Annotated in this window: 20 protein-coding genes and 4 pseudogenes; 13 read left to right on the forward strand and 11 right to left on the reverse strand. The window is 57.5% G+C overall.

Annotated elements, in window-relative coordinates:
- Nucleotides 1–23: 23 nt before the first annotated feature.
- The 8 genes and pseudogenes from CJU94_RS38145 to CJU94_RS38180 all read left to right on the forward strand — a co-directional run.
- The gene (locus tag CJU94_RS38145; RefSeq protein WP_021159329.1) at nt 24–290 is read left to right on the forward strand and encodes a toluene-4-monooxygenase system B family protein; all 267 of its coding nucleotides are present in this window, start codon (nt 24–26) and stop codon (nt 288–290) included.
- Between the two features lie 55 nt (nt 291–345).
- Nucleotides 346–681 carry a monooxygenase system ferredoxin subunit gene (locus CJU94_RS38150; RefSeq protein WP_011516080.1) on the forward strand — a complete coding sequence of 112 codons (336 nt, stop codon included), beginning with the start codon at nt 346–348 and terminating at the stop codon, nt 679–681.
- 40 nt (nt 682–721) lie between these two features.
- Nucleotides 722–1,036 carry an MmoB/DmpM family protein gene (locus tag CJU94_RS38155; protein WP_035480072.1) on the forward strand — a complete coding sequence of 105 codons (315 nt, stop codon included), beginning with the start codon at nt 722–724 and terminating at the stop codon, nt 1,034–1,036.
- A 54-nt stretch (nt 1,037–1,090) separates the two neighbouring features.
- Nucleotides 1,091–2,077: an aromatic/alkene monooxygenase hydroxylase subunit beta gene (locus tag CJU94_RS38160; RefSeq protein WP_035480075.1), complete on the forward strand. Its 987-nt coding sequence runs from the start codon at nt 1,091–1,093 to the stop codon at nt 2,075–2,077.
- 99 nt (nt 2,078–2,176) lie between these two features.
- Entirely contained in the window at nt 2,177–3,199 is a 1,023-nt protein-coding gene (locus tag CJU94_RS38165) for a 2Fe-2S iron-sulfur cluster-binding protein (protein ID WP_035480076.1), read from the forward strand.
- Nucleotides 3,200–3,263: 64 nt separating this feature from the next.
- Nucleotides 3,264–3,869: a glutathione transferase GstA gene (gene gstA, locus CJU94_RS38170; protein WP_023872375.1), complete on the forward strand. Its 606-nt coding sequence runs from the start codon at nt 3,264–3,266 to the stop codon at nt 3,867–3,869.
- A gap of 139 nt (nt 3,870–4,008) precedes the next feature.
- Entirely contained in the window at nt 4,009–5,070 is a 1,062-nt protein-coding gene (locus CJU94_RS38175) for an alcohol dehydrogenase (protein WP_023594111.1), read from the forward strand.
- Between the two features lie 144 nt (nt 5,071–5,214).
- A pseudogene (locus CJU94_RS38180) lies at nt 5,215–5,433 on the forward strand (aromatic hydrocarbon degradation protein); the annotation flags it as partial.
- A gap of 7 nt (nt 5,434–5,440) precedes the next feature.
- On the opposite strand, the gene CJU94_RS38185 reads toward CJU94_RS38180, so the two are convergent.
- Complete coding sequence (locus CJU94_RS38185) at nt 5,441–6,688, reverse strand: ISL3 family transposase (RefSeq protein WP_095417046.1); 1,248 nt, start codon at nt 6,686–6,688, stop codon at nt 5,441–5,443.
- Between CJU94_RS38185 and CJU94_RS38190 the strand changes: the two genes are divergently transcribed.
- The 5 genes from CJU94_RS38190 to CJU94_RS38210 all read left to right on the forward strand — a co-directional run bounded on the left by CJU94_RS38190 (nt 6,687) and on the right by CJU94_RS38210 (nt 11,785).
- Nucleotides 6,687–7,106 (forward strand): hypothetical protein, encoded by a 420-nt coding sequence (locus tag CJU94_RS38190; protein ID WP_095417045.1) that lies wholly within the window; start codon nt 6,687–6,689, stop codon nt 7,104–7,106. The genes CJU94_RS38185 and CJU94_RS38190 overlap by 2 nt on opposite strands.
- Nucleotides 7,103–8,260 (forward strand): OmpP1/FadL family transporter, encoded by a 1,158-nt coding sequence (locus CJU94_RS38195; RefSeq protein ID WP_244221174.1) that lies wholly within the window; start codon nt 7,103–7,105, stop codon nt 8,258–8,260. The genes CJU94_RS38190 and CJU94_RS38195 overlap by 4 nt, the downstream gene beginning before the upstream one ends.
- Nucleotides 8,261–8,628: 368 nt before the next feature.
- The gene (locus tag CJU94_RS38200; protein WP_025647960.1) at nt 8,629–8,838 is read left to right on the forward strand and encodes a hypothetical protein; all 210 of its coding nucleotides are present in this window, start codon (nt 8,629–8,631) and stop codon (nt 8,836–8,838) included.
- Nucleotides 8,839–8,937: 99 nt separating this feature from the next.
- Nucleotides 8,938–9,768 (forward strand): alpha/beta fold hydrolase, encoded by an 831-nt coding sequence (locus CJU94_RS38205; protein ID WP_025647959.1) that lies wholly within the window; start codon nt 8,938–8,940, stop codon nt 9,766–9,768.
- Between the two features lie 172 nt (nt 9,769–9,940).
- Complete coding sequence (locus tag CJU94_RS38210) at nt 9,941–11,785, forward strand: sigma-54-dependent Fis family transcriptional regulator (protein WP_025647997.1); 1,845 nt, start codon at nt 9,941–9,943, stop codon at nt 11,783–11,785.
- 66 nt (nt 11,786–11,851) lie between these two features.
- On the opposite strand, the gene CJU94_RS38215 is transcribed toward CJU94_RS38210, so the two are convergent.
- From CJU94_RS38215 to istA, 10 genes and pseudogenes are all read right to left on the reverse strand, one after another.
- Nucleotides 11,852–12,606, reverse strand: a protein-coding gene (locus CJU94_RS38215) for an IS5 family transposase (RefSeq protein WP_095423709.1) whose coding sequence is annotated in 2 segments (ribosomal slippage) — nt 11,852–12,288 and nt 12,288–12,606 — 756 coding nt in all. Because the reading frame shifts where the segments join, the coding sequence is not laid out codon by codon here.
- 85 nt (nt 12,607–12,691) lie between these two features.
- Nucleotides 12,692–13,060 (reverse strand): type II toxin-antitoxin system RelE/ParE family toxin, encoded by a 369-nt coding sequence (locus CJU94_RS38220; RefSeq protein WP_095423710.1) that lies wholly within the window; start codon nt 13,058–13,060, stop codon nt 12,692–12,694.
- A complete protein-coding gene (locus CJU94_RS38225) occupies nt 13,047–13,316 on the reverse strand; it encodes a ribbon-helix-helix domain-containing protein (protein WP_095423711.1) in 270 nt (89 codons plus the stop codon). Before CJU94_RS38225 ends, CJU94_RS38220 begins: the two co-directional genes overlap by 14 nt.
- Before the next feature lie 154 nt (nt 13,317–13,470).
- Nucleotides 13,471–13,668, reverse strand: a pseudogene (locus tag CJU94_RS38230) (integrase core domain-containing protein); the annotation flags it as partial.
- Nucleotides 13,669–14,050: 382 nt separating this feature from the next.
- Nucleotides 14,051–14,868 (reverse strand): IS5 family transposase gene (locus CJU94_RS38235; protein ID WP_095423477.1). Its coding sequence is split into 2 segments (ribosomal slippage): nt 14,051–14,520 and nt 14,520–14,868, totalling 819 coding nucleotides; the frame shifts between segments, so codons are not numbered across the junction.
- 355 nt (nt 14,869–15,223) lie between these two features.
- Complete coding sequence (locus CJU94_RS38240) at nt 15,224–16,357, reverse strand: IS110 family RNA-guided transposase (protein ID WP_095423712.1); 1,134 nt, start codon at nt 16,355–16,357, stop codon at nt 15,224–15,226.
- Between the two features lie 1,030 nt (nt 16,358–17,387).
- Entirely contained in the window at nt 17,388–17,963 is a 576-nt protein-coding gene (locus tag CJU94_RS38245) for a site-specific integrase (protein ID WP_095423713.1), read from the reverse strand.
- 261 nt (nt 17,964–18,224) lie between these two features.
- Nucleotides 18,225–18,452: pseudogene (locus tag CJU94_RS38250) on the reverse strand (transposase domain-containing protein); the annotation flags it as partial.
- Between the two features lie 593 nt (nt 18,453–19,045).
- Nucleotides 19,046–19,795, reverse strand: coding sequence for an IS21-like element ISBmu3 family helper ATPase IstB (gene istB / locus CJU94_RS38260; protein WP_006400877.1), 750 nt, complete (start codon nt 19,793–19,795; stop codon nt 19,046–19,048).
- A 15-nt stretch (nt 19,796–19,810) separates the two neighbouring features.
- Nucleotides 19,811–20,722 (reverse strand): annotated as a pseudogene (gene istA / locus CJU94_RS38265) (IS21-like element ISBmu3 family transposase); the annotation flags it as partial.
- Between the last annotated feature and the right edge of the window lie 33 nt (nt 20,723–20,755).

Consider the following 20,755-nt stretch of genomic DNA (forward strand, 5'->3'; position numbering starts at 1 on the left):
CCAACCAAACAGAGGACTCCAAAATGGCTTTGTTTCCCTTGAGCTCCAATTTCGAAGGCGACTTCGTGCTTCAACTGGTGGCGGTCGATACCGAGAACACCATGGACGAAGTGGCGACCGCTGCTGCGCATCACTCCGTTGGACGGCGTGTGAAAGCGCGTCCCGGGCATATCCTGCGGGTGCGCCGGCAAGGTAGCAAGGAATGTTTGCCCCGAACGATGAAAGTGGCTGATTCGGGCCTCAAGCCGACCGAGTGTGTTGAGGTCATCTGGGAACCCGCCCAGCAATAACCAGGCATTCGGCAGTTGATGTGCTGGGGCCCCTTCATCAATAGAAAGGAAGTTCATGACATTTAAGAAAGTGTGCTCTCTGGACGATCTTTGGGAGGGCGAAATGGAGTCGTTCGAGGTCGATGGGCAGGAAATTCTGATGGTTTGGCCGCAGGGCGGCGACCTGAAGGCGTTCCAAGGTATTTGCCCACACCAGGACATTCCGCTCATTGAAGGCAAATTCGACGGCAAGACGGTGATCTGCAGGGCGCATCTTTGGCAGTTCGATGCCTGCTCTGGAAAAGGTATCAACCCGTCGGACTGTGCGCTGGCCGAGTACCCAATCAAGATCGAAGGCGATGCGGTATTTGTGGAAACCGAGGGTGTGAAGCCGCTGTTCGCACATACGTGAGCAGCATTCGGTCCGCCAATTCGAAAGCAAGGAGAAAGCTGTGACTAAAAACGATATTGCATCGGCCCACCTTAACAACAGGGTGGGTCCGGTCATGCGTGCTGGGGAGCTCGCTGAGGCAGTAGTTGAGGCAGCGCGAGAGGACAACCCTGGCAAGGAAATTCGCGTGGACGACAAGCGCGCCTATTTGCGCATCGACACCGACGGGGAGTTAATCCTGCGCCGCGAAACGATCGAGCGGGCGCTGGGCCGACCGTTCAAAATGCCTGACCTCGAGGTTGAATTGAGTTCGTTTGCCGGGCGTATTGAAACTATGCCCGATCAGGTCCGCTTCTACTTTGAGAAGCAAGTCTGAGTAGCGGTACCGGACAACATCCGCCCCACCAAGTAAAGATTCGAGGAGACAAGCATGTCTGAAGTTCAAGTTCTCAAGCCGCTCAAGACCTGGAGTCATCTCGCGACGCGGCGCCGCAAACCGAGCGAATACGAGATCGTTTCCACCAATTTGCACTACAACAAGAGGGATCCGAATGCTCCCTACGAGCTCGATCCGGATATGTGGATGAGCCGCTGGTTCAAGCAGCACACCCTCAATAGTCCGCTCAAGCACGACGATTGGAACGCGTTCCGCGATCCGGACGAAGTCATCTATCGCACGTACAACCTGATGCAGGACGGCCAGGAGACGTATGTCTTCGGGTTGTTCGACCAGTTCAATTCCCGTGAACATGATAAGTCGCTGGATCCCCGCTGGGCTGGTAAGCTGGCCCGGCTATATACCCCGGCCCGCTACCTGTTCCACACGCTGCAAATGGCCTCCGCTTACGTCGGCCAGATGGCTCCAGCGAGCACTATCACCAACTGCAACTATTTTCAGATGGCCGATTCTTTCCGCTGGTTGAGCCATACGGCCTATCGTACGAAAGAGTTGTCGCTAGCATTCCAGGACAAGGGCTTTGGTAGCGACGAGCGTAAATATTGGGAAGACGACGTCGCCTGGCAAGGCTTCCGTGAGCTTATGGAAAAGGTTCTCGTAACATGGGACTGGGCCGAAGCGTTTGTGGCGCTCAACCTGGTCGCCAAGCCGGCGGTGGAGGAATCGGTGCTGCGCAAGCTGGGCGAGTCCGGACGCCATAACGGAGATACTTTGCTAGGCCTGTTGACGGACGCCCAACTCATCGACGCGGCACGTCACAGGCGTTGGGCCACGGCGTTGGTCAAGATGGCGCTCGAAAAGCCAGGTAACGCCGAAGTTATCAAGAATTGGATTGCCAAGTGGGAATCGCTCGGCGATGCGGCTATCGATGCCTATTGCAGCACGCTTGCCGATGTACCAGACGCCTCGGAGTCGGCCAAGTCGGCGACTCGAGAGTTTCGTCGATCCCTGGGTCTGTAAGGAAAGACTTCCAGCCGATGCTGTCTCAGGGGACCATCAAGAGCGCCTGGATCACGCGCTCTTGGTGATCTTGACAGCGTAATCACAGGGATTTCATGTATGTCTGAACATCAAATACTCATAGAGGGTGAGAAAACTGCCTTTGTCCAGGCGGGGGAAGACACTGTCCTGCGGGCAGCTTTGCGCGCCGGAATAGGATTTCCCTATGAGTGCAACTCGGGCGGGTGTGGCAGCTGCAAGTTTGATCTGCTGGACGGAGAGGTCGAGAATCTTTGGCCAGACGCGCCAGGGCTGACCGAACGCGATCGGCGTAAAGGTCGTCTGTTAGCGTGCCAATGCAGAGCCAAGGGGAATATACAGATAAAGGTGCGCGTCGAGGCGGACCATCAATCTCAAGTGAGGCCGAAGCGACTGCTGGCCAAGTTTGTAGAATCGCATGAAGTCACCCACGACATTCGCGAATTTCGCTTTGTGACGGATGGCCCGGCCACCTTCTTGGCGGGACAGTATGCGATGCTTTCGGTCCCTGGTGTGACCGCGCCGCGGGCCTACTCCATGTCTAACACCGGCAATGATCGAGGCGAGTGGCATTTCCAGATCCGGCGCGTGCCGCAAGGTAAAGCGACAGAGCAGTTGTTCCATCACCTTCGTGCGGGCGATCAACTGGAGATCGATGGACCTTACGGCCTTGCTTTCTTGAGAACGGAGGCCCCACGCGACATTGTTTGCGTAGCGGGCGGGTCGGGTCTTGCACCGATGGTGTCCATTGCACGTGGCGCGTCGCAGTCCGGCATGCTAAAAACACGCCATCTCCATTTTTTCTATGGTGGGAGAACGCCGTCAGACATTTGCGGAGAATCATTCCTGCGCATGTTACGTGGCTACGACGAACGCATTCATTTTTACCCGGTCGTGTCTTTGCCGGGTGAGGCCTCCGGATCTCAGTGGAGCGGTGAAACGGGATTTGTTCATGACGTGGTTCGGCGTGTGTTCGGGGATACGCTGTCAAATTTTGAGTTTTATTTCGCCGGTCCTCCACCTATGACTCAGGCTCTTCAGGAGATGTTGATGATCGGCTACTGTGTTCCTTTCGAACAGCTTCATTTCGATCGTTTCTTTTAATGAAGTGTCCACACGACTTGCGATTAATGTCGATGCAAGTCTATTAATCAGAGGAGAGTAATCGATGAAACTGTACTACAGTCCTGGCGCTTGTTCGCTTTCACCGCACATCGTATTGCGTGAAATGGGCTTGACATTCGAGCTCGAAAAAGTCGATCTGCAAAGCAAAAAGACCGAGAGCGGTTCTGACTTTCGCAGCGTCAACCCCAATGGTTATGTGCCGCTGCTGGCTCTCGACGATGGGCAGGTGCTCACGGAAGGTCCGGCGATCGTACAGTACTTGGCCGATCGGGCTCCCGAAGCGCGGCTGGCGCCTGAAGCCGGGACGATGGAGCGCTATCGTTTGGTGGAATGGCTAAACTTTATTTCGACCGAGCTTCACAAGGCTTTTGCGCCGCTTTTCAATCCTAAAACGCCGGAAGAATGGAAAGCCATCGTAAATGATTTGATCGCGGCGCGTCTGGCTTATGTTGAAAAAAAGCTCGATGGTCAGGCCTATCTGATGGGAGATAACTTCACGGTTGCTGATGCTTATCTGTTCACCGTGCTGTCTTGGGGAAAGTGGGTCGGCGTAGATATCGGACGCTGGCCGACTTTGCAGAGCTATACGAATCGAATTTCTTCTCGCCCGACCGTGCAGGCCGCGCTCAGAGCCGAGGGCCTGATCTAACGAAGACCGGTTCTTGTTGCCCCAACTTTTTCGGAGTTGGGGTTCAAGATTTTCCTTTAAGTATGAAGAGGGGTTGAGACATCAGGATACGGGAAGGTGAAAGCACAACTTATGCTAACTAATCTATAAGGACTACAAAATGAAAGCCGCAGTCTATTACGGTCCGCAGGATATTCGCTGTACGGATATTCCAGACCCCGTCATTCGCGCCGACCACGAAATGCTAGTCAAAGTAACGGCCACATCGATATGTGGCTCCGATTTGCACCTTTACCGGGGCGCGCTTGATGGAATCATGGAAAAAGGCAAGTCCCAAACAGGTCATGAGTTGATCGGCGAAGTCGTGGAGGTCGGTAAGAGCGTCGGGCGCTTCAAGCAGGGGGATCGCGTCAGTATGGGGTACTCAGTCTCATGCGGCCACTGCTACATGTGCGAGGTTGGGCAGACCGCACATTGTGAGACTACCAAAAACGCAGTCTATGGATTCGGCATACCTTTCGGCAGCATCAATGGAACTCATGCGGAGGCCCTGATCGTCCCTCACGCGGATGGTCACGCGATGAATGTGCCGAAGGGAATTCCCGATGAAGCGGCGGTTACGCTTTCCTGCAACCTGCCGTCGGCAATCATCGCCAACCGCCTGGCCGATATCCAGGTCGGGGAGAATGTTGCACTGGTGGGCTGCGGGCCGACGGGAATGATGACTCTCGATATCGCGCTGCACAGAGGGCCGGGGCGCGTGGTTGTACTCGATAAGGTTGCCCATCGTCTTGACGTGGTGCGCAAAAAGGGGGGCGTGGCGATTGATGCGAACCAGGAAGACTGGAAAGAAAAAGCACTGGCAGAAACCGGCGGACGTGGCTTTGACAAAGTGATCGAGGTGGTCGGTTATCCCGAAACCCTACAGATGTGCCTCGATCTGGTTCGCCCCGGCGGAACGGTTGCCGCGATCGGCGTTTTCTGCGACTCAACTTTCAATCTGAATTTGGCCGATGTGTTTCTGCGCAATATCAGCTTGCACATGAATGGCTTCGCTAACGCCCAGCCTTACATGTGGGAGGCATTGCGGCTGATGGAGCGTGGTGTGATCAATCCGCAAGAGTACTTTTCACACGCGTTCGAACTTGCTGATGTGGACAAGGCATTCTCGGTCTTTCATCAGAAATCGGACAGCGCAATGAAGGTACTGATCCGGCCATAAACCTGCTTCGACGTAAAGCGAGGGTGAGCGCGCGAACGCTCATACCATTATTAGAAAAAATCTGGTAAGGAGACGAAATTGAAGATCAATCAGAGTTGTGTCGCTGTGCGGGTGATCGTGGGTTTTTCGGTCGCGTTATTTGCGATGGGCACTGCGAAGGCTACTGACGTGTTCAATCTGGAGGGCTATGGCCCCGTGTCCCGCGCCATGGGGGGCACAGGCGTGGCGTACGACATTGGCGCGGCGGCCATGATGGAGAACCCGGCGACGCTGGGCTTGATGGAGCAGGGGGCCTATCTAGATTTCGGGCTGGATGTCATCAACACCGATATCAACATACGAAACGCCGCCACCGGTGAATCAGGGTTCGTCAGTAAAAAGTGTGGGTTGTCGGCGGCTCGGGCAAATTGCCAAGTGCATGATATAGCGCGATTTCCGTCGTTCGAAACGTCCGGAAGCCGTACGCTTTTCTCATGGTGACTTTGGCCTTGTTGTTCAAACCCTCGACGATTCCGCTGGAGAACTGCTTGCGCGCATGAAAGTAGTTGAGAATCAGTTCTCGATGGGCGCGCACGGTGCGTGCGAACTTCTTCATTGGTTCGATGCGTGAGCGCATGACCCGGGTGCACCACTGATCGAGGAACTTGCCTGCCCAGACAGGCGAGATGTAATCCCAGATCTGCTGGAACTCCTCCTTGAGAAGATAGGCGCGGACACTGCGCAGGTTGTAGTGCAGCAGATCGCGCAGGCGCAGTCGCTGATTGTCAGTAAGGTTCTCTGGCCGCTTGAGCAAACACCAGCGGGACTTCTTGAGGACTGGCTCATAGCCGTCGCGGGTCATGCGGCGAGCTTCCTCGGCGCGAACCTCGTCGATCGCCTTGTTCATTTTGGCAACGATGTGGAAGCGGTCGAGGATGTTCAGCGCGTTGGGGCAATGTAGTGCGATCATCTCGATGTAGGGCCGCCACATGTCCGAGCAGACGAACTCGACCTGCTCGCACAACCGTTTGCCGATCATGACGAAGAACTTTGCGAAGCTTTCCTTCGTGCGCTCCTGGCCAACCCAAAGCAGGCGCACGCAGCTGGCCTCGATCTGATAGACCAGCGTGAGATAATTGTGCCCTCGGCCATACTGGATTTCATCGACGCCCAAAGCGCGGATGGTGCCGAGTTCGCGATGGGCCAGCCCCCAGTCGACCACCCACTCCACCGCCTGGGCAACCTTCTCCCAACTGGTGCGAAAGCTTTGCGCTGTCTCTTTCCAGGAGAGCTTGCGTGCCCACTGCGCGAGAAACAGCATGTAGGCCTTGGTCAGCGTGTGCTTGCCGATGGCCCACGGCACCGTCTCGACCTTCACGCCGCACTCACGGCAGTCGACGCGGCGCATGGCGTACAGCAAAATCACCGCGAAGCCCCAGATCGGAATAAATTCGAAACTACGCGATGCGAGCGTGTCATAGCCGCTGCCAGGCCGGTTGCAACACGAACAGATCGGCTTCGAACCCTTGCGTGGCCGCACGTCGATCTCGATGGTTTTGGACTGCTCGCACAGTCGGGCACTTTCATAGACGAAGCCGGGAAAATGATGGCAGGCATTGAGCAGGCGGGTCAGCAACATGGTTAGCAAGCGCGCGGGAATCAGTAAAGACGCTATTGTTACCTCAGATCCGCACGCACTGGAGCGCTACGTCCCGGACTTGCAGAACTGGCCTGCCTCATGGCGCTTCGAGGACGAGGACATCCCATTCGGACAGGCGCTCGTGAAGGTCTTCACACCTTTCCTGCAACACCTGCTGACCCACGGCTATGCCCGCAAAACGTTGCACCGCCACCGCGATCACCTTTGGATGCTTGGTGGCCATCTCATCGAAGTCCGTCACGTCGATCCGGACTTAGCCGCCATGGATGCCCGCACACTGCTTCTCAATGAGATCCACGAGTTCGGTGGCCCGCTTTCGAGGCACCTCTCCGAGCACGAGCAGAACGCCTTTGACGCTACCTGCAAGAAACTCTATCGCTTCCTCTGTCCCTCATGAATCGCATCAAACCACCCACAGATTCCGCCGACGAGCCTGAATCAGTTTCTTCTGGCAATCACGGCAACAACAACGGCCCCTACTTCGCGCCCGAAGCCGCATTCGTGTATCGGGCCGGGAAGTATGCATTCGGCGTGGGTGCCTTCGCGGGAGGGGGACTCGGCACGCAGTACGGCGGCAGCAGCTTTCTGTCGCGCACGACCACCAACGGCATCAACACCGGCTTCGACAATTTTTCGCGTCTCCTGGTGTTGCGCATTCCGTTTGCCATGTCTTACGACGTCACGGACAAGCTGACGGTCGGCGGCTCGCTCGACGCAGTCTGGACCTCGCTGAATCTCGGCATGCTGCTGGATGCCTCGCAGATCGGTACGCTCGCGGCCCAGCACCGCGCGTCGGGCACGCTGCTGCCCGCGCTCGCCAGCGTGCCAGGCCTGTCGGGCGGGTATATCAACTTCGCGCATAACGGAATCGTGGGCGGAGGCGCCGATGCCTGGGGGATCGGCGGCAAGCTGGGCCTCACGTATCGCCTCACGCCGGACACCGTGTTTGGCCTGGCCTACAACTTCAAGACGCACGTTGGCGATCTGGGCGGCCATGCAACGTTGTCGGCAGTGAGTTCCGTTGCCGGAAACATCCCGCTCGACGGTCAGATCACGGTCCACAGCTTCGAAATGCCCGCGCAGTTCACGGCAGGTATTAGCCACCGGTTCAACGATCACTGGAGCGTTTCGGCCGACTATCAGCGCGTGTTTCTCGCGAGCGTGTTCAAGGACATCAACGTGAGCTTCGTACAGTCGGGCACGGGGGCGAACCTGAACCTGTCGCTGCCGCAGAACTACCGTGACATCAACGTGTTTGGCGTGGGGGCGGAGTACCGCTACAACGCGAGCCTCGCGTTCCGTGCGGGCTTCCATTATGCGCAGGAAGCCATACCCAACAATATGCTGTTGGCCGTCATTCCCGCCATCCCGACCACGACCCTGACCGGCGGCGTCTCTTATGCGTTCAGCCAAAACAGCAAGATCGACCTTGGCATATCATTCGCATTGCAGAAGACCTTGACGAACACGAGTCAGCCCAACACCTCCGTGCCGATAAAGGTGACCCACTCGCAGATCAACGCGGCGGTGGCCTGGCAAAAACGGTTTTGATGCAGAGGCGGGCGCGGGTGGGGTTGACCCTGTAGGTCAGGACTGTCAGACACCGTTAAGGCAAACATTGTGATTATTGACGTACCACGTTCATCGGCGAAATTTAAGCCCACAAGAGGTCGCGTGAGTCGGGAACAGCAATTTTTGTGTTCACGAAGCCGGACATTGAAGTCATGAATTACCAAAGACGTTTTTAGTGTCCTGAATTTGACGCTCGTAGAAGGGAAACGGAAGTGGACGCTCGTGCAATGAGATCTACGCGAAAATCCGCTAGCCGTTCAGGAAGTGGTACTTCCCCCAAAGGGCGCGGTCTTGCGTAAGCCGCATTGAGCAGATGATTGCTCCGAGTCATCAGAGGTCGACAAACTATGCTTGACGAGTCAAATATACTGACGCTCCGGGATGCAAAGCTCCTGCAGGCGTGGACGAACGCCTGGTTTGAGGCGGCCGTCGAACTAGGTTTTATCCGGTGGCCCTATGTACCCGACAAAGAAGTCGTCAAGCGTTTGCATGGCTACTTCAATGCAGGGTTGATGCCAATGGAAGCCGCCCAAGCATGCTTTGCGCCGAAGCATTGAGAAAGATCGACGATGGTTCAACCAAGAAAAATCATACGAAGTTGTTAAGGAAAATTAAGTTGTTTCTCGTTGCCAGATACTGGATATATGGAGTTGCAAATGTCGGATTCTTTAGAAATTGCGAATACGGTCACCGCATATGGTATAAAAACCAATTATCACGATCGTGGTCAGGGAGTGCCTGTTCTTTTGATTCATGGATCGGGCCCTGGAGTAACCGCATGGGCGAACTGGCGCCTCACAATCCCTGAACTCGCGAAGCAGTTTCGCGTCATCGCACCGGACATGGTGGGCTTTGGATATACCGAGCGGCCGGAGGGTATCCAGTATGACATGGATACCTGGGTCGGGCATGCGCTCGGGTTGCTGGATGCGCTTGGCATTGACAAGGCTCACGTGGTGGGCAACTCTTTCGGAGGGGCGCTGGCCTTGGCGCTGGCCATCCGGGCGCCCGAAAGAGTGCGCCGATTGGTCCTCATGGGCAGCGTGGGTATCTCCTTCCCGATAACGGAGGGGTTGGACAAGGTTTGGGGCTACGTTCCGTCAATCGACAACATGCGAGAGTTGCTCGATGTTTTTGCGTTCGACCGCAATCTCGTGAATGACGGCCTCGCTCGCCTGCGTTATGAGGCAAGCATCCGGCCGAACTTTCAGGAAGCGTTTTCAAGTATGTTTCCGGCACCGCGCCAGCGTTGGGTGGACGCTATGGCGAGCCGGGAGGAGGACATCGGCTCGCTTCCGCACGAGACACTCATCATCCATGGGCGCGAAGACCAGGTCATCCCGCTGTCCAATTCCTATACACTGCTCAGACTGATTCCACGGGCGCAGCTGCACGTGTTCGGCCGCTGTGGCCATTGGACGCAGATTGAGCATGGAGAGCGATTTAACCGGTTGGTCGGTGACTTCTTCTCGGAAGAGGCGCTTTAAGCCTCCGCGCGGAGGTCTTTGGGGAGCGTTCAAGTGACGCCAACGGCATGTGGCAACGAACGGTCCCCCAATTAGGTTTTCGTTCCAGGCAGGTTTACGCACCCGGTGAGAGCGTGCGAGACGATGAACTTTTAAGAAAGAGCCCTGACTGGCGATCTCTTGAGGAGGGGACATGAAGGAGGAGAAAGGGAAAGCGGGAGAAATAGACAGAGGAATACCGCTTTTCGTGCCGGATGTAGTGGCTGATCTGCATTTCCCGGACATTCGGGATCTGGCGGAACGGCTTCGTTTCAATCCTGCGGACGGTCGCATCTGGCTCGACGATCGTCGAATGGTCTTGATCCATACGGACGCGTTTGCTTCACTGCGACAGGAACTCATCGAAGCTTTAGGTATCGATGCTGCGCGCGGATTGCTGACCCGCATGGGATATCTATCGGGTTCTCGGGATGCCGCGCTCGCACGAAAGGTTCGCGGGCAAGACAGCGCATTTGATGCCTTCGCGGTAGGTCCTCAACTTCACGCCCTGGAAGGCATCGTCCTGGTAGAACCTGTCAGAGTGGATATCGACAGCACCACCGGTCAGTATTACGGGGAATTTCTGTGGAAAGACTCGTCCGAGGATGAGGCTCACATATCCGTGTACGGCATCGGCTCCGAACCAGCCTGCTGGATGCAGATTGGCTACGCGTGCGGCTACACGAGCGCTTTCATGGGCCGGCGTATTCTATACCGGGAAGTCGAATGCCGCGCGATGGGCAATACATTATGCCGAATCATTGGAAAGCCCGTGGAGGAGTGGGACGCCCCCGATGCGGACCTTCGGTATATGCTGCCACAATCTCTGGAGAAACGTCGCTTTGTCGCGTTGAAAAGTTCAGGGCCAGCCCCGACTGACTCTACAGATCATGAGTGTGTGCCTTGCAAGCCTGACGAAGTGCCTGTCAAAGAAGGACCAATAGGCGCGTCTGCTGGATTCAACGCAGTGATGCACAAAATATTCAGAGTGGCTCCCACTAGTGCGACCGTTTTACTGATGGGCGAGAGCGGCGTGGGCAAAAGCCTGTTTGCTCGGGAACTGCACAACAGAAGTTCGCGTGTAGGGAAACCATTCGTTGAATTAAATTGTGCAGCTATTCCCGATTCGCTGATTGAATCGGAGCTTTTTGGTGCGGAGCGAGGGGCATTCACCGGCGCATCCGATGCCCGCGTTGGGCGTTTCGAAAGCGCAAACGAAGGGACCATTTTTTTGGATGAGATTGGTACTCTCAGTCTAACCGCTCAAGCGAAGCTATTGAGAGTTTTGCAAACGGGGGAGATGGAGCGACTCGGGAGTTCAAAGACGGTTAAGGTCAATGTTCGGGTAATTACTGCGACTAATGACAACCTCAAACAGGCGATAAAAAGCGGGCGTTTTCGTGAGGATCTTTTCTACCGGCTGAATGTATTTCCAATTTTTATTCCACCTTTGCGTGAAAGAAAGGATGATATCCCGGTTTTGCTGGAATTTTTCATAAAGAAATTTTCACGAAGGCATGGTCGGCCCCTCAAGGGCTTATCCAATCGTGCGCTTCATCTATTGCTGGATTACTCGTGGCCCGGGAATATCCGCGAGATGGAGAATGTGCTCGAACGTGGCGTTATCCTCGCCGAGGAAGGCGGTACGCTCGATGTATGCCACTTGTTTAGTAGCGATGACACCGTGGAATGTAAGGGTGCTTTTGGTTTAAGCGACCTTGGGTCGCTTGTCCTCGATTCCATATCGACGAGCGCTCCCCCCGAGGCGATCCGCAAGAGCGGAGAAGCCCCGGAGGGGCTCGAGGATTGGGCAGCGCTTGCTGTACAGATGAACAAAGCGACACTTTGCGAGGTCGAAGATGCGCTCGTACGCGCGGCACTCAAAGCCGCGAACGGGAACATATCAGAAGCCGCACGTCTTCTCGGATTGACACGCGCGCAACTCGACTACCGTGTCAAGAAGTTGAACAATTCAATGCCAATCTCGACGGAGAAGTAGAGAGCGCAAAGCACCAGCGCTTGGGACGCGCCGGGATCGAAAGTTTCCTCCTTGGCTAGGTCCTGTTCACATTCTCACGAGCGGTCCAAAGGCACAGGCAAGCGAAGCGAAGGCGAGATAGTTGCCTGCGAGCTTGTCGTAGCGAGTGGCGACACGACGAAAATGTTTGATACTACTGAAAAAGCGTTCCACGATGTTCCGGGTCCGATACAGCACGCGGCTATAGCGACGCTTGGTCTTGCGGTTCGAACGCGGCGGGATTACGGCCTTCGCACGCGTAGCGCGGATGCTCTCCACAAAGGCGTTCGAGTCGTAGCCTTTGTCAGCGATGACCGCCCCGGTGCGCAAATGCTCAACCAGTTCATTCGCGAACGAAATATCGGAAACTTGCCCCTCGGTGGCAATCAACCGCAGGGGACGTCCGGCGTCATCGACGGCCAGGTGCAACTTGATCGTCTGCCCACCTCGCGAGCGACCGAGCGCTTGCAGACCGTTTTTTTGGGGGCTCCGGACGAATGCTGGTGCGCGCGCACGATGGTCGAATCGATCAACACATGCTTGATCTCGGTTTCGTCGGCCACGGCGTGGATCACGCGTTCCCACACCCCCGTGCGACGCCACCTGGAGAAACGCACGTACACGGTATGCCATCGTCCCAACGCCTTCGGCAAATCGCGCCACGGGCAGCCGGTCCGGCCAATCCAGAGAACCGCTTCGACAAACCAGCGATTGTCGGCCGCCGTTCGTCCTGGGTCGCCTTCCTTGCCCGGCAAGACGGATTCGATTCGTGCCCATACCTCGTCGCTCAGTAACGTTCGGATTGTTACGGCTCGGGTTATTTGAGTGTTGGCAGGGGGCGTTTGTCTCGCGTTCGGCGGGAGCCCGGGCGGGCGTAAGCGGGTGCAATCAGGCTTTGCGCTTCAGCCGCTCGACTTCGGCGTGCAAGGCCGGGGTCAGTTCTGCGATCAGGGATTCGATGTCGCGCACCTGATGTTGAACCGTCAGCACCGCGATACCTTGCGGCATGAGGTCGTAGATCACGAAGTGTTGCCGCGCCGGAATCATCAGGAACGGAGCCGAACAGTACTGCCGCAAGCGGCCCTTCTCCGGGGTGGCGGCGGCAACGCCCATGGCAGCGTACAGATCGGCGATGTAGCGGTCGGCAACGTCATCACCCCACTCACGGCGCGACCGCGTGTAGATGCGACGCAAATCCAGCGCCGCATTCCGGGTCAGCAGAAACGTGGCGGGTGATGGCGCGTCATTGCCAGCCATCGGCTTCCTTGCGGTCGAGCACCGCCATGTCGGCCTTGAAGTCACCGCTGGACGCAAAGACGCGGCCCGCTGCCAAATCGCGGTATCCAGAGAGGATGGCTTCCTGCACGAACTGGCCGTCGCGCCGTTCCATGTCGCGGCGGATCAGGTCGCGCACGTATTCGCTGGGCGTTTCGTAAAGACCCGCCTCGCCGACCATTCGGTCCACGAATTCAGCCAAGGGTTGCGACAGGCGGGCGTTGATGCGTTCGGACATGGGAACCTCCCGGAGCGATCAGATAGAAGTATTGTCGCACAAGTGGCGGCATTTGTCGCAACTATTGCGCACTCAGAAGACAAGCGACTGTGCTGGTACCTGATGTTGCTCATTTGGTAATCCCCCCGTTTTTAACGGAGTTCAGGAGTAGAAACTATGCGGCCATGGCCAGCCGCTGCTTTGGCGTCAATCCGCCCAAGGCCATGTTTGGGCGGTCGTGATTGTAAGTCCACATCCAGTCAGTCGCGAAACGCTGCACATGGTCCAGATCCTCCCAGTGGTACTGCGACAGCCATTCGTACCGCACGGTCCGATTGAAACGCTCGACATAGGCATTCTGCTGGGGCTTGCCCGTGTTACGGACCGGGCTATTTGAGGATCAGCGAGGAGTGTTTTTCCCGCGAACGTCGGGAACGAATTTTTGAACTTCACCGCGAACAGCGCGGGACATGGAGAACGTAAAGAAGGCCGGTACTGCCGTGATATCGTGAGACGGTTTCCAAGCCACACACGAATCAACAACAGTCCGGCCTATGTATCGAATCGTACACGCCTTTCTCACTCTCGAACAACATCATCGCGCCGTCGTCTCCACGCCACAGTCCTATCGCCCCGAACGCTGCCCGCATTGCGGATTCGGCGGATGTCACTGACCGGCATATTCGAGCCATTCCTGACCTGCCCCCTTCAATAGGGCCAATGGGCTTCTAGCAAAGTCCCTTTAAGAGACTGTTTCATAAAGGCTGTTCGGTGCGCTGAAGAGTGTTCCAGCAAATCAGGCAGCAACCGAGTTTGAGGAACGCGCCGTGAATGTCGGCACGACGCTCGAAGCGAATACGGAGTCGACGGAAGTGATGCAACCAGGCATGCGTGCGTTCAACGACCCAGCGATGTTTGCCAAGGCCGCTGCCGTGTTCGGTACGGCGCCTGGCAATCACTGGCTCGATACCGCGATTGCGCAATGCTCTTCGATGTCGCTCGGAGTCGTAACCGCGATCGGCGTAGACAACGCGCGGTCTCTGCAGTGGGTGGCCACGCAATCCGCGAATCGGCGGAATCGCGTCGATCAGCGGCAGCAATTGCGTGACGTCGTGGACGTTGGCGCCAGTCAGGATCGCGGCGAGCGGCGTGCCGTTGGCGTCGGTGACGATATGGTGCTTGGAACCGGGTCGTGCGCGATCAGTGGGGTTTGGCCCAGTTTTTGGCCCGCCCCAACAGCACGAATCGATGAAGAGTCGACAGCGGCTCGCGAGAAATCGATCTGGTCTGCCGCACGCAGCTTCGCGAGCAGCAACACGTGCAACCGGTCCCACACGCCAGCAGCTTGCCAGTCGCGAAGCCGTCGCCAACATGTCACGCCCGAGCCGCAACCCATCTCGGCGGGCAAGTCGCGCCAGCGCAGTCCGGTCTTGAGCACGAACAAGATTCCGGTCAGCGCGGCGCGATCCGATACCGGCAGACGGCCCGGGTTCTTCTTGCGTCGAGGCTTGGGTGGCGGTAGTAACGGCTTGATCAGTGTCCACAATTCGTCGTCAATGATCGGCTTGCCCATCTCCTCGGCCTCGGTTGTTCCGATGCCTGAGGTTAACAGCTCGCCGCGAAAGTTGATATGACTCCCCGTGTCAATGGAAGATCGGTTTTTCATTTTCCTCTAAAGACATGTTGTTGGAATTTCCTGAGGGCGACGTAGCAGTAAATGTAGACGGTGGATCACGCTGAGATATCCGCGGGTTGGGTACCGCATTACAGTGGTCCGTCCAATGAGCCTGCCGCTATCTAACGCCGCAAGTCTGGATGCAATCCGTTGCCTAACTTTGTCGCGGGTTACTCGTGTGCCGGGCTACGCCGCCTTCAGGAAACTCGTCCTGCAGTGGTCAGGGGTCGGTGAGGGTTAGTCAGGTATCGCGTCACGCCGTCGTCGGCACCTCGCGTGGTACGGCGAGCGACATCGCGAGCCGGCTGATGTCCCAGATGAACCCGGCGAGTTCGCGTGCGACCGCAACCACCGCGATGTTCTTCTGCTTGCCGCGCGCGACAAGCTTCCGATAGCGCCGGCACAAGCGGACCTGGGCGTCCCAGGCGCGATCCACGATGGGTTTGGGGATGCCTTCGTGCCGGCGCTGGATCTCGGGACTCACGCGGGCCGGGTACTGGTAGCTCCAGGCGGCTTCGACCAGCAGCTTTCTGGCATAGCTGTTGCCGTGCTTGGTGATGCTGCCCTGACGGCGCTTGTCGCCCGACGAGTGTTCGGACGGCGTGACGCCGAGCCAGGCCATCAGCTCGGATGGGTGCGCGAAGCGTGACAGATCCCCCAGCTCGGCGAGCATGCCTACTGCCGTGGTGAACTTCACGCCGCGCATCGTCTGCAGGGCGAGGACGGCCGGATAGAAGCGCCAGTTGACGACGGCCTCGCGCAGCGCAGCTTCGAGCCGGTCGCATTGCGCGAGTCGGTCCTCGATGGTGCGCCGCAGCTCATCGAACGCGAATTGCTGCCAGGCACTGGGAAACGAAAACGCGCTCAGCCAGCGCCGGTGCGCCGGACCCCAGTCGGCTCGGCCCGTATAGCGCACCCCATGCGAGAGCAGGAAGGCCTTCAGCCGTTGTCGTGCACGCTTCAGATCGTCCTTGGCGGTCACCCACGCACGTGAGAGATCGCGGAACGCTTCATCGTCCACGGTGGGCACGTAGACCGCCGACAGGTCGCCGGCGCGGAGCGAGCGCACGAGCTTCACCGCGTCGCGTCGATCGGTCTTGACGCGCTCACCGGGCTTCTTGGGGATCAACGACGGCGCGCACACCATGCAGTCGAATTCCTTCTGCACGAGCTGCCGGTAAAGGCCATAGCCGCAGGGGCCTGCCTCATAGACGATGTGGATGTGCCGCGCTTTCGACTGCAGGCGTTTGCATAGGCGATCGATATCGGTCTGCGTCGTACCGATCTTGCCCAGCAGTTGGACCTCGTCCGTACCCGGTGCATAGGCAGCCGTGATCGAATCCTTATGGACGTCCAAACCGACGTACAAGATGCTATCGTGTTCCATGCTTTGCGACACGTGTCGCCGTCTGCCGGACGTAAACCGGTTGAGGTATTGGATGGCAAAGCTCTTCCCTGTCTTGTCACACTCCGCCGTCATTGCTATTTGTGGCAGAGGCTGTGACCTGCTGTACGACCAGCAGTTGCCTACCAGGACATGCGCGATGGGTAACTGTCGGGTGTGAAGCTCTTGGGACAATGTACTTTTCGAATGACGGCTCATCTCGGTGACGAGGGGGCTGATACTGCAAGCAGAAATGCGGTGTGAAGGCTAGGCAAGTTCCGAACGCACAACGTAAGTGAATTGCCGCTCGAATCCTCGGAAACACGAACAAGCCAAAGCTGCTGATAGGCTTGAACCAAAAGGTAAATGGCCGGTTACTTCCTTAGCATGTGGAAGTACGTCGTCGAAGTGCCATCGGGGAACAGGCAGGTGCTAACCGGATAGGCCCACCGGTGTGGGTCGGCAAGGATGGGAACGTGGTAAACCCGATTTCTCGCCTTCACTCCAGTGAACCGGTATGAAGGCAGGCAATCCGCAAGGAAAGCTGTTGGGGGAGCGGGCATGGGATTGCGGAAAAAGCGAACGGCGGCCTGTAATGGGCTGCATAAGGGTTCAAGATTTGCCCTGACCTGAAAGGGTGCCCACTTCCGCATGGTGCGGCTGTCGTATGCCATCGTCTGAGATTCGACGAGAGGAAGCCTGGAAGAAACCGGTATCGCTATGGTTCGGCGCCTCTCGCCTTGGCAATTACGGTGAATCAACGATGAGACGTATGCGAAGTCCATGTGTAGTCAGCATGGTCGGTGTCGGAACGACACTTAACGCTGTGCTTGAGCGCAGTGCGGTGAAAGTCGCACGCTGCGTTCTTAGGGGGCGGCGACGCAGCAATGCGTTGCTGCTACCCGCCGGCCTCCGTGCTGGAAATCGCTGCGTGTGGCCCTGTCCACACCGTGCGGCTCTGGCAGTCATGCTAACCCGCGTTTGATTCCTTCGCGGCAGGCCAGCCTCTCTGCCCGACGGGGAGTCATATTGACTAACAGCCCCTCAGGGCCTTTATGAAACCGTCTCTTAGATGTGAGACCGTCAAGTCTATAGATTGTCGTTTGGCGTGTTTGGACAAGGAAATCAGGAACGCTTCAATTGCATGAGGTGTGAGGGTATCGAGTGCATTATCCTGAGGCGATGCGAAAGAAAGAAATGCGTTTATCGATAGCAGGTGATTCTCGATGGTCTTTTTTGCGAGGCCGCGTGTCTCGCGCAAATAAGTCGCGTACTCGCGGAGCACAGGGGAGAAATTCATGCTGTCCGGTTCGACAGTCAGTTGGTCGTGCGCTCTCAGAAAACGCTGGAAGACGCGCTTGACAGAACGAGATGTTCGATCATCAGTCCAGGGCTCGAAGAACGCGTCGACGTCGCTGGCCACGAATCGCTGGGTGGAGCTGCACGAGCCTGCCTGCTCCAGCGCTCGTCGCGAGTGAAACAAGAAAACACGGATCGTGCTCTTGACGTAGCCCTCAGTCGCCAACCAATCACCGAAACTTTCCAGCAACGGAGCAACTGGTGAGCCCGTGTACTGTGCGTGAACTTTAGGAAAGAGCTGAGTAAGCATGGTGACCTCCGGTTCCACACACGTGGTGGAGATCTAAGGCTACGCCCCCCGGAATATTATGTTCACAACCAGTTCTGCAACCGCAGGAGCACAGCAGCATCGCTGTGACGACTCCACGTATTTAAAAACTGCACATTAGGCGTAAATCGCGGTGGTATCGTAAGCGCCTCACGTGGGCCGTTCGCGGTGTTGCGCGCGCATGAGGCATGATGGGGTTGTTCCTCTGAAGGGCAAAGGATCGCTCCTGGAAGCCCCCTGGGCTCAGACGTTGTTCGTCAGCGGAGGCCGTCGTATGGGCAACCTGTCGATAACGTTCCAGGGAAGCAACTCGTCGATACGATTGATCTTGTGATCGGCGATATGGGTCAGGACATATTCCAGATAGGCGTGCGGATTGATGTCATTGATCTTGCAGCTCCCGATCAAGCCGTACATCGCCGCGGCCCGTTCTCCGCCACTGTCGGAGCCGGCGAAGAGGAAATTCTTCCGCCAATGCACATAATTGCATTGTCGGAATAATGCGCAGCCAGAAACTATGCGGAGTTTGCATGGTACGGCTCGTCACGGGCGTCAGTGCGACGCGCCTTGCATGGATCGTTGGGTAGCAGCAAACTACACATAAAAAGTGCTTTCCTGTTTGGGTTGTAACCCATTCAGGAGAAACATCATGATCGGCTTGGTTCCTCTACGACCGCAGCCTCAGGCGTGGTTATGGCGCAGCGTCCTTTCTCCTTTCGCGGAGCGCTACTGCGAATATCTCGTTGAGGCCGGCTACGCGGCTTGCACCGTCAACCGTTACGTGAGGTGCGTCGCGCACTTTGCGTACTGGCTCACAACACGCCGCATAGCCGTAGCTCGGGTCGACAATCGACTTGCCTGCGGCTTCGTGAATGACCATTTGCCTCGATGCACCTGCCCCGATCCGATTCCGAGATGTCGGACAGACGTCAGCGCGGCACTTCAGCATTTGCTGGTCGTCCTGGGTGCGGATTTCGGTGATGGTGATCAGCCGTTTCGGCGAACGTGATCAGTTTGGAAGGTGGTGTTGCGCGGTCAATGGATTATAGCGAAGGTGATCACGATCAGGATGCGGAGGACTGCTTGGCGTTGGTCTTTCGCATCGATTCCCCCTTCAACGGGAGTTTGTGGGCCTGATGGACGAGCCGGTCGAGGATCGCGTCGGCGAGCGTCGGATCCTGCAACCAGGCATGCCAGTGTTCGAGAGGCAGTTGGCTGGTAATGATCGTGGAGCGCGTGCCAACGCGATCGTCGAGCACTTCGAGCAGATCGTTTCGGGCACCCTGATCGAGATCCTGCAGCCCCCAGTCGTCGAGCAGTAGGACGTCCATCTTGGCGAGCTGCGCGAGCCGCCGCGTGAAGCTGCCGTCGCCGTGGGCGATCTTCAATTCCTCGAACAGCCGGGCAACGCGGACGTACATCACGGAGAAGCCTTGTCGGCAGGCCTGCTGACCGAACGCGCACGCAATCCACGTCTTGCCTGCTCCGGTCGGCCCCGTCAGGATGAGGTTTTGTGCATTACGGATCCAGTCGCAACCAGCAAGTGCGGCGACGACGCTCTTGTCGATGCCGCGGCTCTGCCGGTATTCGATGTCCTCGATGCAGGCCTGGGGATTCTTGAGTTTCGCGGACTTCAGCAGCCGTTCGAGCCGCCGAGTATCGCGCCAGGCGAGCTCGCGCTCGACGACCATGCCGAAGCGCTCTTCGAACGACAGGCTGGTGCTGGCGGTCAACGCCGCTTGTTCCTCGAACGCGCGGGCCATGCCGTCGAGCTTCAGGGATTTGAGCTGGGTTAAGGTTTGCTGCATCAACATCGCGACCTCCTTGGGTCAGTGGTAATAGTCGGGCCCGCGCACGTTCTCGTGATCGGGCGAATGCCATTCGGTGAGCGGAATCGGGAGCATCGGTTGTCGGTCCAGGCCGGACTCGAGGATCGACAGAACGGAGCGACGGGTCGGTGAGCCGATCACGAGTGCTCGCTGGCAGGCGGCTTCCAGCCGTTCCTTGCCGTACTTACGCGAGAGCGACAGCAGTCCGAGGCACGCTCGATATCCCATCTCGGGGTGCGGCCGGTTGGTCAGCAGGTGTTTGACGATTGCCTCGGCACCGGGACCGACGGACGCGCCCCAGTTCAGTAATCTCCCGGGCGTCCATTCCATGTGGGCACGGTGCGCCGCCGGCATGTGCTCGGGCAACGTTGTATGCTTGTTCCGGAGTCGGCTGCGGGCGTGGGCGGCAACGCGCTTGCCGCGGTGCAGGATCTCGACGCCGTGGCGTGTGACGCGCGCATAGACCTCCTGACGTACGAGGCTGTGCGGGACGCTGTAATAGTGATGGTCGACTTCGACGTGGTAGTCGATGTTGACGCGGCACTTCACGAAGGTCGCGATCTCGTAGCGGCGGGCCGGCAGCGGGCGTAGCGCTGGTCGGTCAAGCCGCTCGAACCATTCATGGCGGTTGCCGTCGAGCTTTTTGAACGGACGCCGGTTCAGGTCGGCAATCAGCTTGCCGATCGCCTTGTTCAGCTCGGCCAGGCTGTAGAAGCGGTGGTTGCGCAGGCGTGCGAGGATCCAGCGCTCGACGATCTGCACGCCGACCTCGACCTTTGCTTTGTCCTGCGGCTTGCGCGGTCGCGCCGGCAACATGGCGGTCGCGTAGTGGTTCACGAAGTCCTGCGTGGTGTTGCCCAGCACCGGTTCGTAGCGATCCGCCTTGGCGATCAATGCCTTGGGGTTGTCGGGCTTCTGTGCCCGAAGCCGTTATGTGGCGATCGA

It is taken from the genome of Paraburkholderia aromaticivorans (assembly GCF_002278075.1).
GTDB classification, from domain to species: Bacteria; Pseudomonadota; Gammaproteobacteria; order Burkholderiales; family Burkholderiaceae; genus Paraburkholderia; species Paraburkholderia aromaticivorans.